Raw genomic sequence first — 14,082 nt, 5'->3', positions numbered from 1 at the left:
ACCCCCAGACAAAAGAACGGCCGCCTTCCAGGAGAAGAAGGCGGCCGAGTCATTGGGAGGAAACGCCCGAAAGGGCTGAGTTCCCTATAGCCGTTTGAATTCGCCTTGACAACGTTGTCACGAAAACAATTTCGCGGAACGGTGAAATCTGGGGCGTTGGCGGCGGCCGCTACTTCTTCTTGGCGGCCTGGACTTCGATCTCGACCAGCATGCCGTCGGCGACGAGGCCGGTGATCTGGCTGGTGATGCGGGCCGGCTTGTTGGGCTGGGCGGCGGTGCCGAAATAGGTGCGGTAGCCTTCCATCATGCCCATGAAGTCCATCTTGCCTTCCTTGGCCGGATCGCCGACCAGCAGGACGCGCATCATCACGACGTCGGCCATGGTGGCCCCTTGGCTCTTCAGGGCGGCCTCGATGCGGCCCAGAACGCCCAGGGTCTGGGTCTTGGTGTCACCGAAGCGGGCGACGCCGACGGCCTTGTCGTCGATGACCGGCGGGGTCATGCCGCTGACATAGATCGTGTCATAGCCCGCCGGCACAGTGACGACACTGGCGATGGCCGACTTGGGGTCGCCGCCGCGGACGATGTCCTGGGCGTGCGCGGCGCCGGCGAGGGCGCAGGCGGCGATGGTGAGAGCAATCAGGCGTTTCATGGCGTCTTCCCTTGGTGAGTGGTCTGAATCAGTGGGCTTGCAGGCCGCGCGGCTTGGGGGCGGCCTTGGCGGCGACGCGGGCGGCGGCGACGTCGGCGGGCTTGATCGCCGAGCCCTTGTTGCCCCAGGTCGTGCGAGCGTAGGTCAGGATCGACGCGAGGTCGGCGTCGGTGATGTCGTCCTTGAACGCGGGCATGCCGGCGCGGCCGTTGAGTACCGTAGTGATCAGAACCTTGGGCGGTCCCTGCACCAGGGGCGCGCCGGCCAGGGCCGGGAAGGCGCCCTTCACGCCCTTGCCCGACACCTGATGGCAGGCCGAGCAGTTGTCCATGTACAGGGACTTGCCGTCGGCGGACGCGATGGCCGGAGCGGCGAGGCCCGCGGCGAGCGCCAGGGCGGCGAGGCGATAAGCGAACGTCATGCGTATCCTCGAACGGTGAACTTTAGGCCTGCTGGACGCGGGCGTGGATCTTGGCGATCTGCTGCCAGGCCGACTCGATCGCCCCGGCTTGCCAGCCGCCAAGATAGCTGAGGTGCTCGCCGGCCAGGTAGAGGCGACCATCGGGCTCGCAGAGGATCGGATAGGCCTCCTTGCGGCCGTTCTCGCCCCATTCAGCCCAGCCGCCCAGATTGTGCTCGGCCAGGTGCCAGCTGAACGAGAAGGCGTTCTCGAAGTTCTCGGCGTATTCGGGGAACACCTTCTGACCGCCGGCGACGGCGAAGGCGGCGCGATCGGCCGGGCTCTTGGCGCTGATCCGCGCGGCTTCGCCGCCGAAGGCGTAGTAGCCCAAGAGCACGCCCTTCTGGGCTTGCCAGCCATAGGAGGGCAGGGAGATCGAACCGATGCCGGCCAGGTCGGTGTAGATGTGGCCGCCGTAGATGTGGTGCTTATCCTCCCAGAAGCGGCTCTTCATCTGCAGGCCGATCTTGTTGACCGGCGCGTAGGCCACGCCCTCCATCGCCGCCTTGAACGGCGCCGAAGCGTCCAGATCGATCTGCTTGAGGACGCTGAGCGGGATGGTGCAGACGCAGTAGTCGGCGGTGACCTCGCCCAGCTTGCCGTCCGGCCCCTTGAACGAGACGCTCACGCCGGTCGGCGACTGCTTGATCTTCTGAACGACGGTCGAGTAGCGGATCATCGGTGCGACGCGCTTTTCGAACGCCTTGGCGATCTGGTCCATGCCGCCGATCGGCTGCAGCATGGTGCGCTGCTGCTCATAGCCGGTCACCGAGCTCAGCACTCGCCAGGCGTTGCTGTCGAGCACGTCCTTGAAGGCGAAGGGCTCCAACTCCTTGCCGGGACCAGGATCGACGCCGGCGCCCGGATGCACCGAAAAGCCGCGCCCCTCGGTGCCCTTGTAGGTCAGGTCGCTCTTGGACAGGCGCCCCTCATTGACGAGATAGGCGACGAAGCGCTCGCGATCGACGCCGCTCAAGGGGGCGTCCAGCGCGCCGGCGCTGGCGGCCTTGGCGACCAGCTCGGCGGTGTAGCCGCGCACATCAGCGGCGATCTCGCCCTTGCGGACCGGCTTGCCGTTCAGCGGGCCCTTGCCCTTCTCGAAGTAGACGTAGGAGGCGTCGTTGTCGTTGACGAAGCTCTCCAGCAGCACGCCGAAGCTCTTGGTGTAATGCAGAGTCGAGCGGTGGTGGTACGGGATGCGCCAGGCGCCGTGGTTGATGTAGTGCCCGTCGTCGAACTCGCAGACCTGGGTGTTGCCCAGGAGGTCGGTGTGCTTGAAGCCCTTGCGCGCGGTCTGGCAGCGGCCGCCCGCATAGTCGCGCGCCTCGAGGATCTGGACCTGATAGCCGGCCTTGGACATTTCATAGGCGGCGGTCATGCCCGCCAGACCCGCGCCCAGGATGATGACCTTGGTGTTCTTGGCACCGCCGGTCAGGGTCGGCGGCAGCTCGGTGGCCGAGGCCTGGGAGAAGCCCAGGGCTTCCATGCCCGACAGCACCAGCGACATGCCGCCGACCGCGGCCAGGCTTTCAAAGAACCGCCGGCGCGTGAGTACGCTCGCCGCCGGTGACGCGTCAGATCCGCTCATTCAATACCTGCCCTTGTTTTTGCCGGCCTCGCCAGGACGCCCGCGCGGTCTCGACCATCCCCGGTGTCGAAACCGTCCCCATCTCGAAAGGCCCGTTCCCCGCGCGCAATCCGTTTTCCGCAGTGGTCCAGACTGACATGTCAGACGCCTCGCCATTGGGCGCCTGAGGCGGATATTGTGCGATCACTGAGCGAGGGCGAGGGATCGCGCGGCGCCCGCCGAATCCTTGTTTTTCCCTCGGATCGGCGCGAGGTGATGAAGGGTGATGACCGATGCTCGCTCCCCCCTTCGCCTGCGCCTGGCGCATCCTGACGACATGCCGGTGCTTTCGACCCTGATGGACCGTGCGATCGGCGAGCTTCTGCAGGATTTCCTGCCGCCCGAAGGGGTGAAGGCGTCATACGAGATCATGGGTCTGGACACCCAGTTGATCGCCGACGGCACCTATTTCGTGGTCGAGGACGGCGCAGCGATCGCCGGCTGCGGCGGCTGGAGCCGGCGGGCCACCCTGTTTGGCGGCGACCACTCGGCGGGGCGCGACGCGGCGCTGCTGGATCCAAAGACCGACGCCGCGCGGGTCCGGGCGATGTACACCCACCCCGATCACATCCGCAAAGGCGTGGGCCGGATCATTCTGGATGCGTGCGAAGCCGCCGCTCGCGCCGAGGGCTTTGGTAGCGTCGAGATGGCCGCGACCATGGGCGGCGTGCCGCTTTATCGGGCGTGCGGCTATCACGACATCGAGCCCTTCGAGGCGGTGACCTCGACGGGTTACCGCGTGCCGCTGATCCGGATGGGTAAGGGACTTTAGCCGCCTGCAAAGCCCTTGAAAAAAGCAGAAGGGCCGGGGAGTTCCCCGGCCCTTCGCCTGTCTGGATCCTGGAACGAACCCTAGAAGGTCGCCGAGACCTTGGCGTACCAGAAGCCGCCCTGCCAATCGACGATGGTGTCCGAGCGATAGATGCGGCCGTTGGTGGCCGACTCGCCCGTGAAGTCGGGATCGGGATAGTTGGCGAACAGGTTCCGCGCGCCGATGGCGACCGAGTAGTTGTCGGTGGCCTGGTAGGACAGTTCCATGTCGAAGAACGTCTCCGGATCCCACTTCTGGACGATCGGATTGCCGACGCTGAACATGTTCTTGTACGGGCCCCAGATGTTCAGGCGGCCGGTGGCCTTGAACTTGTCGATCTGGTGCGTCGCCGAGATCACCGATCGCCAGCGCGGCGCGGCGTTCTCGAAGTCATGCACGCCTTCGGCGTCGAAGAAGTTGGCCGAGAAGACCTTGTCGATCTTGAACTTGTTGTAGTTGCCGCTCACCGAGAGGTTGGTGGATTGGCCGTTCTCCCAAGACTTGCGGTAGGTCGCCACGACGTCGATGCCGGTCGTCGTCGAGTCGAAGGCGTTCTGGAAGAACTGCACCTGGCCGATGGTGTCGGCGCCCGGAATGCTGGCCGAGACCAGAGCCGTGCGGATCGCCGGGGTCACGGTGATGGGCGTGGTGGCGTAGAACTGGTCCTTGATCTTGATGCTGTAGGCGTCGACCGTCAGCGACAGGCCCTCGAACGGCGTGGCGGTGAAGCCGAAGGCGAAGTTGGTCGACTTCTCAGGCTTCAGCGCCTTGGCGCCCAGGAACTGGGCCACCGGATTGGTCGCCGGGAAGAGACCCGAGGCGATGATCGCGCCGTTCTCGACCCGGGTCGACACGTTGGTGGTGAAGGCCTGGCCGGGGGTCGGGGCGCGGAAGCCGGTGCCCACCGAACCGCGAAGGCCGAAGTTCGGGGTCACTTGGTACTGGGTGGCGGCCTTGCCGTTCCAGGTGCTGCCGAAATCCGAGAAGTGCTCGCCGCGCACCGCGAAGTCGAGGAACCACTCTTCGGTCACGTTGCCCGAGGTCTCGAGATAGCCGGCGTAGGAGTCGCGGGTCAGCTTGCCCGAATAGAGGGGCGTGTTGCCTGGGAAGCCGTTCGATCCGACCGCCAGGGCGTTATAGACCGGGTCGATGCCGGCGAAGCCGTCGGCGTTGGTCGACAGGTAGTTGGCGCAGTTCAGACCGGCGGTGGCCGGCAGGGCCAGACCAGCCGCCGTCGGCGTGCGGGTCGTGGCGTTACAGAACTTGAAGGGATCGGGCGTCGCCCAGCTTCCGGCGACATAGGACGGGACGTCGCCCGGCTCGATCTCATAGCCTTCCTTGCGATACTCGGCGCCGAAGTTGATGGTCACCGGAGTCTTGAAGCCAAGCCCTTCCCAGTCATAGGCGAAGTCGGCGTTCACGGCGGATTCGCTGGAGATCAGGGCGCCGTCGTAGAACTTCTTGGGCGAGGCCGGGCCCATCGAGGGGTTGACGGTGTCCCACAGCGTGTAGGCGATCTTGTCGTTGCCGTAGCGGGCCGACAGATCATAGCTCAGGCCATAGCCCGTCAGGCCCTTGACCCCGCCGGCCATGCTGTAGTCGGTCACGTCGCCGCCGAACATCGGCGTGAAGCCGGCCGGGAAGATCGAGCTGAACTGGAAGGTCGAGCCGTCCTGCAGGCGGATCGGCGTGGCGTTGACGGCGTTGCTGACCGGCGGACGATAGTTGAAATACTCGACCGCGCTGCTCTTGGAGTAGTTGCCGAAGGCGTAGACCGACAGCGTGTCGCTGAACTCATAGCCGGCGTTCACGACGGCGCGGGTGGCCTCGGCGTCGGGCTGGCCCCACTTCTGAACATAGTCATTGATCAGCGCGCCATAGGCCGGATTGGCCGCCGCGTAGCTGGTGACGCAGAAGCCGGCCGACTGGTTGGGGATGCCGACGTTGCAGTACTGGCGGCCGCGGTTGACCTGGTTCTGGCTGGTGTACTCGACGGTGGTGTTGATGAAGCCGTTCTCACCGATGGGCAGGCCGATGTTGCCGGTGACCAGCACGTCTTCGCCGTCGCCCAGGTAGAACTGGCCGTACTGGGCGGTCAGCGAGCCGCCGCTGGGGCTGTCCTTCAGTTGGAAGTCGATGACGCCGGCGATGGCGTCCGAGCCGTACTGCGCGCCCGCGCCGTCGCGCGTGACAACCACGTTCTTCAGGGCCGAGGCGGGGATCGTGGCCGCGTCGGGCGCCTGGGCGCCGGTGCCGCCGATCGTGACCAGCGCCGAGCGATGGCGGCGCTTGGAGTTGACCATGAACAGGGTCTTGTCGGTCGGGAGGCCGCGCAGGCTGGCGGGGCGAATGAAGGTGGCGCCGTCCGAGATCGGCTCGCGGGCCAGGGTGTAGGACGGGACCAGCGTCTTCAGAATGTCGTTGGTGTCGGTGAAGGTCGACGCCTTGATGTCGGCTTCGCCGAAGGAGTCCACCGGGACGGCGGAGTCGAGAACCGTGCGGGGCTTGCCGCGCGCAGTGACGACGACTGTTTCAAGTTCCGAGGCCTGGCTGGGCGCATCAGCCGCAGGCGTTGAGGTCGACACCGTTTCTGCGCTGAACGCAGATTGGCAGTAACCGAAAGTAATAGATAGCGTGGAAATACCCGCCATTAGGACGGTTTTAAAACGCCGAGTCATAAGTAGCCCCCTCATTCTATTTATTGACGCATGTCGATTCCCTTATCCATGGCGTTTTTCTCCCGACGATTATATTTTTTGACGCGGGTACTAAAAATACATCGACGCACTGTCGATCTATTCATGAGGTTTCAAGCTGTCGCGTTCGGCAATGGGGGCGCGTCACAAAAAAGCCGAAGCCGCGCCAGCGCCCCTTGGGCGCCCCTTTGCGCGGCGTCGGTTCACGGATTTTAGGCAGATCGTCGCCGTGCTCACGGCGCGGAGGTGGCGATCCGGCGCAAATACGACGTCTGGTTCAGGCGCAGAGCCGCAGCGGCTCGGCCATTTCGTCGGTCTCTTCGGTCTCGAACAGCTCGAACGCCTCTTCCCAGAGGGTCAGGCGCGACTCGCGCAGTTCGGCGTCATCGGTGACGCGGACGATCTGGTCCTCGCGATCGTTCCAGACGAGGCCGATGTCGGTGACGCGCTCAACGTCGCGGCCCAGCATCAGGAACATGTCGGCCTTGGCCGCGCGCTCGTGGCTGATGCGCCGCAAGGTGCGACCGCCGCCCAGGTCGCGATGGATGTCGGCGAAGTCCAGCACCGCCGAGATCATGGCGGCGTTGACGGGAGCGACGGTCCAGGTCGGGCAGGCGAAGCGAGTCATCGGATGTCCTTGGGTTCTCCAGGGGCGATGATTGAAGATTGCCCGCGCATTGCGACAGAAACGGTCGTATGACGAGCGCCATGAGACACGAGAAAGCGACTCGCCTCCTGGATCTGGCGCGCATGCTGGCGGGATCCGCCGAAGGGATGACCCTGGACGAGATGGCCTCAGCCCTGGGCGTGGGGCGCCGCACCGCCGAGCGCATGCGCGACGCCGTCTGGGCGGCCTTCCCGCAGATGGAGGCTATGGACGATCCGCCGACCAAGCGCTTCCGCATCCCGTCGGGCTTGGACGGCGTCTTTCAGACTCCGACCGCCGAGGAGCTGGCGGCGCTGCGCGTGGCCGCCGACTCGCTGCGCGCCGCCGGGGCCGATACGCGCGCCGCATCGCTCTACGCCTTGGAGGCCAAGCTTCTGTCGGCGCTGCGCGGCTCGGCCCGCCGCCGGGTGGCGCCGGACGTCGAGGCCCTGGTGCAGGCCGAGACCATCGCCGTCCACGCCGGTCCGCGCCCGTTCGAGGACCAGGCCGTGCTGACGGCGATCCGCACGGCGATCAAAGGACTGCAGGCTCTGTCGTTCCGCTACGAAGGCGGCTCCACGCCCGGCCGGACGCGTGAGGTGACGCCGCTGGGCGTGCTGTTCGGCCGCTCCAACTATCTGGTGGCGCTGGAAGGCAAGGGCGGCAAGCCGCGCTCCTGGCGGCTGGACCGCATGAGCGACCTGAAGGTGCTCGACAAGCCCGCCCCGCCGCCGGAGGACTTCTCGCTACAGGCCTTCGCCGACGAGAGCTTCGGCATCTACCACGACGAGATCCAGGACGTGGTGCTGCGCATCCGCAAGAGCCGGGCCGAGGACGCGATGCGCTGGCGCTTTCATGCGACCCAGCAAGTCACGCCAGAGGCGGACGGCTCGGTGCTGGTCACGTTCCGGGCCGGCGGCATGCGCGAGTTGTCGTGGCACCTCTTCACCTGGGGCGGCGACATCGAGATCGTTGCGCCCCAGGCGCTGAAGGACATGATGGTCCAGGAACTGCGCGAGGCTGGTCGCGCGCACGGGGCGTGGTAGGAGCCAGCGCATGAACTACCGCCACGCCTTCCACGCCGGCAACTTCGCCGACCTGCACAAGCACTCGATCCTGCTGGCCATGCTGTCGGCGCTTCAGGGTGAAAGTCCGGCGCTGGCGGTGATCGACACCCATGCGGGCGCGGGCGGCTATGACCTCGCCGGTGAAATGGCGCGACGCTCGGGCGAGGCCCAGGCGGGAATCTTCCGGTTAAAGGCGGCGGCGGACGCACCGGCGGTGTTCCAGCCGCTTCTGGACGCCGTTCAGCAGATGAACGGCGGCAAGCCCGGCGACCTCTATCCTGGCTCGCCGCGACTACTCGCGCGGGCCCTGCGCAGCGCCGATCGCTATGCCGGCTGCGAACTGCGCGACGATGACGCCGATCTCCTTCGCAAGACCTTGGCGCCCTTCGCCAACGCCCGCGCGCTGCAGGCCGACGGCTTCGACACCGCCGTCAAGGACGCCGGCAAGGGCGGCCGGGCCTTTATCGTCATCGACCCGCCGTTCGAGCGGCCCGACGACTACGATCGGATCGCGGCGACGACCCGCGCGGTGCTGTCGCGCGCGCCGGGCGCGGCCCTGGCGATCTGGCTGCCGATCAAGGATCTGGAGACCTTCGACGCCTTCCTGCGGGCGATGGAAACCGTCACGAGGGACCTGTTAGTGGCTGAGCTTCGCCTCCGCCCCCTGACGGACCCCATGAAGATGAACGGCTGCGCGATGGTGATGATCGGCGCGCCGCCCTCGGTCGACCCCGCGGCTGCGGCGGCCGGCGACTGGCTCGCCGCGCGCCTGGGCGAGCCCGGCGGGCGTTCGCGCGTCTGGCGGACCTGAGGTGACCCGGACGTCGCCGACCCTGGCCGAGGCGCTGCCGGTCTGGCTGAAGGTCGGCGTGCTGGGCTTTGGCGGTCCGGCGGGCCAGATTGCGCTGCTGCATCGCGAGGTGGTCGAGACGCGCGGCTGGGTCGATGACGATGCGTTCGCCCGGGCGCTAAGCTTTTGCATGCTTCTGCCGGGACCCGAGGCGCAACAGCTGGCCACCTGGCTGGGCTGGCGCCTCCACGGAATCCGGGGCGGGCTGGCGGCGGGTCTGCTGTTCGTCCTGCCGGGCCTTTTGGTGATCCTGGGATTGTCGGCGCTCTATGTCGTCTATGGCCGCTCGGCCTGGGCCGGACCGGTGCTGTTGGGCCTGAAGGCGGCGGTTGTGGCTCTGGTCGTCCAGGCCTTGGCGCGGATCGGCCAGAAGACGCTCAAGGATCGGGCGGGGGTGGGCGTGGCGATCGGGGCCTTCGGCTTGATGGCGTTCACGATCCTGCCGTTCCCTCTGGTGGTCCTGGCGGCCGGCGTCTTGGGATGGATACTGGGCGGGAAGGGGGAGGCGGCGGCGACGGCTCCCGTCGCGCCCGTCAGGGCCGGCGGCGCGCGCGTGGCCATGGTGTGCCTGGCGGCCTGGCTCGCGCCGATCGCCCTGGCCTGGGCCATCGCGCCGGGCTCGACCCTGGCCTGGATGGGCCTGACCTTCGGCGGGCTGGCGGCGATCAGCTTTGGCGGCGCCTATGCGGCCCTGGCCTATCTGGGACAGGCGGCGGCGGTCTTCGGCTGGCTGTCGCCCACCCAGATGCTGGACGGCCTGGGACTAGCGGAGACGACGCCAGGACCGCTGGTGCTCGTGTTCGTGTTCGTCGGCTTCGTCGGCGCCTTCCAGGCCGCGCCGCTCGACAGCGCCTGGGTCATGGGTCTGCTGGGCGGACTGATGGCGGCCTGGGCCACCTTCGCGCCCTCGTTCCTCTGGATCTTCGCCGGCGGCCCCCTGTTCGAGCGGTGGGGGCGGCGGCCCAGGCCCGCACGGGCGCTCGCCATGGTGTCGGCGGCGGCGGTGGGCGTCATCGGCCAGTTGGCGCTGTGGTTCGCGATCCACCTGCTGTTCCGCAGCGGCCAGACGCTCGAGGCCGGGGTCCTGCGGGTCGTGATCCCCGATGTCGACGCGGTGAACCCGGGCGCTCTGGGCGTTGTGGTTCTGGCGCTCGGCCTGACCTTCGCGCTGCGGCTGCCCATGCTGGCGATGATCGCGGTGACGGTGGGGGCGGCGGTGCTCTTGCGGGCGATCGGATTCAATTGACGCTAGGTTAGCTTTTTTGCGCTTGCGAACGTAATTTCCGTGTTATGTTGCGTTGCAACAAATCGCGGTTGCCAGGAGCGCGCCATGGTTTCGCTTTTCACCTTCCTTCCCGAATACCCGACCGACAAGGTCGAGCCGCAGACCGCGCCGCACGTGGCGGTGGGGGCGGCCTCGCCGCTGTGGCTGATGTTCGGCGGCGCTGCGGCCGCCGGCGCCGCCTACTGGTGGTGGGCGTCGCGCTGGCGTGAGGCCGTCAATCTCGAAGCGCTGATGGCCTTCGCGCCTGAGCCCGTGGCGCCGGCCCTGGAGGCCGAGGCCGTGCTCGAGGCTGCGCCCGAACCGATCGTCGAGGCGGTGCTGGAGCCCGTCGCCGAGGCGGTGGTCGAAACGGTTGAGACCACCCTGGACGCCGCGGAGACCACCGTGGCGCTCAGCGCCGAGACGGTCGTCGAAGTCGTCGCCGAGACCAGCGAGGCGGCGGTGGCGGTGATCCCCGAGCCCGAGCCTGAGCTTGAAGCGGTTGCGGCCCTGGACGTCGCCCCAGAACCGGTGGAAGCCGGCATCGACGACCTCACCCGGCTGGTCGGCATCGGCCCCAAGCTTGCGACCTCGCTGGCTGAGCTGGGGGTCACGCGCTTCAGCCAGATCGCGGCCTGGTCGCCTGACGAATTGTCGTCGATCGATCAGTTGCTGAACCTCAAGGGCCGCGCCGAGCGCGACGCCTGGATCGCCCAGGCCAAACGCTTCGCCGCGACCGCCGAAGGCTAGCGTCGGGTCCCGTCCGGTCGGGCCCATCGAACCCGATGGCGCTCACAAGGTCGCTTGCCTGCCGCGCGTCGGACCCTGCGCCGCGGCGACGCCGCCGCATGGGCGCGTGTCTGCATAACGCGGGTTGTGGCGACGCATTTTCGCGCGAAAAATGAGTGGCGAAAGTCACAGTTGGCGAGAAATACGACGAAACTGCGACGATGAGATTGCGCAGACCGGGCGAAGTCGCTTCGGTGCTGGCAAGCGGTGGGTCGCCGCGCCAAGGGGGCTTGGTGGGAAGGCGTGACCGCATATTCGCAATCTAAGGCAGTTATTCCATGTTCACCCAACGCAGACACCTTCTGGCGTCGACGATTATCGCTGGCCTTGCGGTCGGCGCGGCTCTTCCGGCCGCAGCCCAGACCACCGAGCCCGCCCAAGCGCCCGCGACCGAAGTCGAGGCCGTCGTCGTTACCGGCTCGCGCATCAAGCGCAACGAGTTCAACAGCCCCGATCCCGTCCAGGTGATCACGGCTGAACAGGGCCGTCTGCAGGGTATCGGCTCGACCGGCGCGCTGCTGCAGTCGGCGACGATCGCGTCGGGTTCGCCGCAGGTCAACGCCGCCATCTCCAGCGCCTTCATCACCGACGGCGGTCCCGGCGCAGAGACGATCTCGCTGCGCGGCCTGGGCGCCAACCGCACCCTGGTGCTGCTGAACGGCCGCCGCGCCGGTCCGGCCGGCGTGCGGGGCGGGGTCTCGGCCTTCGACCTGAACGTGCTGCCGATGGCGATCACCGATCGCATCGACATCCTGAAGGACGGCGCCTCGTCGATCTATGGTTCGGACGCGGTCGCCGGCGTGGTGAACATCATCACCAAGCGCAACACCGACGGCGTCGACCTCGACATGTTCTACAGCCAGCCGCAGAAGCATGGCGGCGAGGAATTCCGCGCCAGCGCCGCCTGGGCCAAGAGCTTTGATCGCGGCTTCTTCAGCATGGCGTACGAGTACAACAAGCGCGCCGAGCAAACCCGGGGCCAGCGCCCGTTCACCTCTTGCGGCCGTCAGTACATCTTCGACGCCCAAGGCAAGCGCAAGGACACCATCGATCCGCGCACCGGCGATATCCAATGCCGCGACCTGCTGTACGATCAAATCTGGCTCTATGACTTCAACTTCGCCGGCCTCGACGGCAAGCTGCAGTACGACTACACCGGCAAGATCGCGGGCCTCATCCCGCGCTATCCGGCCGGTGAGCAAGCCAACTATCCGGGCATGCCGGCGGGCTTCTTCGTGGTCGGCCACAGCGGCGATCCGGCCAATCCGGACATGGGCGTGCTGGACTACAACAGCCCGTTCAACCTGGCGACCTCGCTGACCCCGCGCACCGAGCGCTCGACAGTCTTCGCCCAAGGCGCCTACGAGATCACCGACAGCGTCGAAGCCTATGGCGAGATCCTGCTGAACCGCCGCGCGACCAAGAGCAACGGCTATCGTCAGTTCTGGTCGTACTTCTACACCGGCGACTACGATCCCTTCTCGGCCGGATTCACCGGTGACTACATCCTGTCGCCGACCCCGGTGACCAACTTCAACAAGGATGGCCAGAAGGTCGACTACCAGCGCTATGTCGGTGGCCTGCGCGGCGACTTTGGCGACGTCGCGTTCCTGAAGGGTTGGGACTGGGACGTCTTCGCCCAGTACAGCCACAACAAGGGCGTCTACACCCAGGATGTCATCCTGAAGGACGCCGTCGACATCGGCGCGTTCCGAACCGGCTCGTGCGTTGGCCAGACCACGCCGATCAGCAAGAAGCCTTGCGTCGACGTCAGCTGGGTCACGCCGGACTTCCTGGCCGGCAAGTACACCGCCGCCGAACAAGCCTTCCTGTTCGACACCGAGGCCGGCCAGACCACCTACAAGCAGCTGGTCATCGAAGGCTCGATGTCGGGCGATCTGTTCCGTCTGCCGGCCGGTCCGGTCGGCGCGGCGGTCGGCTTCCACTATCGCAAGGACTCGATCAACGACGTTCCGGGTCCGATCACTCTGGCCGGCAACGTCTGGGGCCTGTCGGGCGCCGGCATCACCAAGGGCGACGACCTTGCGCGCGAAGTCTATGGCGAGCTGAGCATTCCGGTGCTGCGCGACGTGTTCCTGGCCGAGCGCGTCGATCTGTCGGTCTCGGGCCGTCACACCAAGATCAACTCGTATGGCGAACAGGACACCTACAAGATCGGCCTGAACTGGCAGATCACCCCATCGGTGCGCCTGCGCGCCACCCAGGGCACCTCGTTCCGCGCCCCGGCGCTGTTCGAGCTGTACAAGAACGCCGAAACCAGCTTCGCAGGCCAGCGTACGATCGACCCCTGCATCCGCTGGGCGGCGAACCTGGCGCAGGGGCTGATCACCCAGAAGGTCGCCGACAACTGCCGCGCCGCCGGCGTGCCGGGAACCCATACGGGCGCCGGCTCGACGGCGACGATCACCTCGTCGGGCGGCAAGGGCAATCTTGAGGCCGAAACCTCCAAGGCCGTCACCTATGGCGTGATCTGGTCGCCGAAGTTCGCCGACCTGCAGGTCGCGGTGGACTATTTCGACATCAAGATCGATGGCGAGATCCGTCGTCTTGGCGCGGCGAACATCGTCAACGGCTGCTACACCTCGGACAACTTTCCGAATGACTCGCTGTGCAAGCTGTTCACCCGTAACGCATCGAACCTGATCAACACGGTCACCAACAACTACATCAACATCGCCGAGCAGACGAACCGCGGCATCGACCTGACGGTTAGCTACGGCCAGCAACTGCCCTGGGATGTGAAGATGAACGTCGACCTGCAGTCGACGTGGCAGCTGAAGGACACGATCGCGCTGTTCGCCGACACGGTCGAAGACAACAACGGCTTCGTCGGTGACCCCGACTGGACCGGTCGTCTGAACTTCCGCTTCACCAAGAATGACTGGACGGCGTTCTGGGGCATCAACATGATCGGCAAGGCGTCCGACGCCGAAACCGAGGACACCCAGAACGTGGCCGGCACGACCTTCTACAAGGTCCATACCGAGTTCACGGCCTATCACAACCTGTCGCTGCAGAAGAAGTTCGACGGATTCACCATCCTGGGTGGCGTCTCGAACGTCTTCAATGAAACCCCGCCGGCGGTCACGCTGGGCCAGGGCGAGTACGACACGGTGGGCGGTTCGGTGTTCGCCTCGCAGTACGACTATCTGGGGCGTCGGGTGTTCCTGAACATCTCGACCCACTTCTAGTCTTAGCC

11 protein-coding genes are annotated in these 14,082 nt (G+C 66.5%); 6 read left to right on the top strand and 5 right to left on the bottom strand.

Annotated features, from left to right (window positions below; all coding sequences use genetic code 11):
* Positions 1-169: 169 nt before the first annotated feature.
* Genes CA606_RS13085 through CA606_RS13075 form a run of 3 tightly spaced genes read right to left on the bottom strand, consistent with a single transcriptional unit; the run spans position 170 to position 2,700 of the window.
* On the bottom strand, positions 170-652 hold the full coding sequence (locus tag CA606_RS13085; protein WP_096050729.1) for a RidA family protein: 483 nt from the start codon (positions 650-652) through the stop codon (positions 170-172).
* A 28-nt stretch (positions 653-680) separates the two neighbouring features.
* The gene (locus tag CA606_RS13080; RefSeq protein WP_096050730.1) at positions 681-1,073 is read right to left on the bottom strand and encodes a c-type cytochrome; all 393 of its coding nucleotides are present in this window, start codon (positions 1,071-1,073) and stop codon (positions 681-683) included.
* 22 nt (positions 1,074-1,095) lie between these two features.
* Complete coding sequence (locus CA606_RS13075) at positions 1,096-2,700, bottom strand: flavin monoamine oxidase family protein (protein ID WP_096050731.1); 1,605 nt, start codon at positions 2,698-2,700, stop codon at positions 1,096-1,098.
* A gap of 262 nt (positions 2,701-2,962) precedes the next feature.
* Between CA606_RS13075 and CA606_RS13070 the strand changes: the two genes are divergently transcribed.
* Entirely contained in the window at positions 2,963-3,511 is a 549-nt protein-coding gene (locus CA606_RS13070) for a GNAT family N-acetyltransferase (RefSeq protein WP_181242580.1), read from the top strand.
* An 80-nt stretch (positions 3,512-3,591) separates the two neighbouring features.
* Here the strand turns inward: CA606_RS13070 and CA606_RS13065 are convergent, their stop codons facing one another.
* Positions 3,592-6,243 carry a TonB-dependent receptor plug domain-containing protein gene (locus CA606_RS13065; protein WP_096050733.1) on the bottom strand — a complete coding sequence of 884 codons (2,652 nt, stop codon included), beginning with the start codon at positions 6,241-6,243 and terminating at the stop codon, positions 3,592-3,594.
* Positions 6,244-6,523: 280 nt separating this feature from the next.
* Complete coding sequence (locus CA606_RS13060; protein ID WP_096050734.1) at positions 6,524-6,874, bottom strand: hypothetical protein; 351 nt, start codon at positions 6,872-6,874, stop codon at positions 6,524-6,526.
* Positions 6,875-6,954: 80 nt separating this feature from the next.
* On the opposite strand from CA606_RS13060, the gene CA606_RS13055 reads away from it, so the two are divergent.
* From CA606_RS13055 to CA606_RS13035, 5 genes are all read left to right on the top strand, one after another.
* Positions 6,955-7,938, top strand: a complete 984-nt coding sequence (locus CA606_RS13055) for a helix-turn-helix transcriptional regulator (RefSeq protein ID WP_096053780.1) — start codon at positions 6,955-6,957, stop codon at positions 7,936-7,938.
* A gap of 10 nt (positions 7,939-7,948) precedes the next feature.
* On the top strand, positions 7,949-8,770 hold the full coding sequence (gene rlmJ / locus CA606_RS13050; RefSeq protein WP_096050735.1) for a 23S rRNA (adenine(2030)-N(6))-methyltransferase RlmJ: 822 nt from the start codon (positions 7,949-7,951) through the stop codon (positions 8,768-8,770).
* Position 8,771: 1 nt separating this feature from the next.
* Positions 8,772-10,055, top strand: a complete 1,284-nt coding sequence (chrA, locus tag CA606_RS13045; RefSeq protein ID WP_096050736.1) for a chromate efflux transporter — start codon at positions 8,772-8,774, stop codon at positions 10,053-10,055.
* A gap of 84 nt (positions 10,056-10,139) precedes the next feature.
* Positions 10,140-10,823: a phasin PhaH gene (gene phaH, locus CA606_RS13040; protein WP_096050737.1), complete on the top strand. Its 684-nt coding sequence runs from the start codon at positions 10,140-10,142 to the stop codon at positions 10,821-10,823.
* A 317-nt stretch (positions 10,824-11,140) separates the two neighbouring features.
* Entirely contained in the window at positions 11,141-14,074 is a 2,934-nt protein-coding gene (locus tag CA606_RS13035) for a TonB-dependent receptor plug domain-containing protein (RefSeq protein WP_096050738.1), read from the top strand.
* The last annotated feature ends 8 nt before the right edge of the window (positions 14,075-14,082 follow it).

It is taken from the genome of Caulobacter vibrioides (assembly GCF_002310375.3).
Taxonomy (GTDB): Bacteria; Pseudomonadota; Alphaproteobacteria; order Caulobacterales; family Caulobacteraceae; genus Caulobacter; species Caulobacter vibrioides_D.
Note: the sequence above shows the minus strand (reverse complement) of the source record. Positions and strands in the feature narration are given on the sequence as shown.

Coding starts and splice junctions, on each gene's coding strand:
- CA606_RS13085 (WP_096050729.1), bottom strand. CDS start 652: ATGAAACGCCTGATTGCTCTCACCATCGCCGCCTGCGCCCTCGCCGGC.
- CA606_RS13080 (WP_096050730.1), bottom strand. CDS start 1,073: ATGACGTTCGCTTATCGCCTCGCCGCCCTGGCGCTCGCCGCGGGCCTC.
- CA606_RS13075 (WP_096050731.1), bottom strand. CDS start 2,700: ATGAGCGGATCTGACGCGTCACCGGCGGCGAGCGTACTCACGCGCCGG.
- CA606_RS13065 (WP_096050733.1), bottom strand. CDS start 6,243: ATGAGGGGGCTACTTATGACTCGGCGTTTTAAAACCGTCCTAATGGCG.
- CA606_RS13060 (WP_096050734.1), bottom strand. CDS start 6,874: ATGACTCGCTTCGCCTGCCCGACCTGGACCGTCGCTCCCGTCAACGCC.
- CA606_RS13055 (WP_096053780.1), top strand. CDS start 6,955: ATGAGACACGAGAAAGCGACTCGCCTCCTGGATCTGGCGCGCATGCTG.
- rlmJ (WP_096050735.1), top strand. CDS start 7,949: ATGAACTACCGCCACGCCTTCCACGCCGGCAACTTCGCCGACCTGCAC.
- phaH (WP_096050737.1), top strand. CDS start 10,140: ATGGTTTCGCTTTTCACCTTCCTTCCCGAATACCCGACCGACAAGGTC.
- CA606_RS13035 (WP_096050738.1), top strand. CDS start 11,141: ATGTTCACCCAACGCAGACACCTTCTGGCGTCGACGATTATCGCTGGC.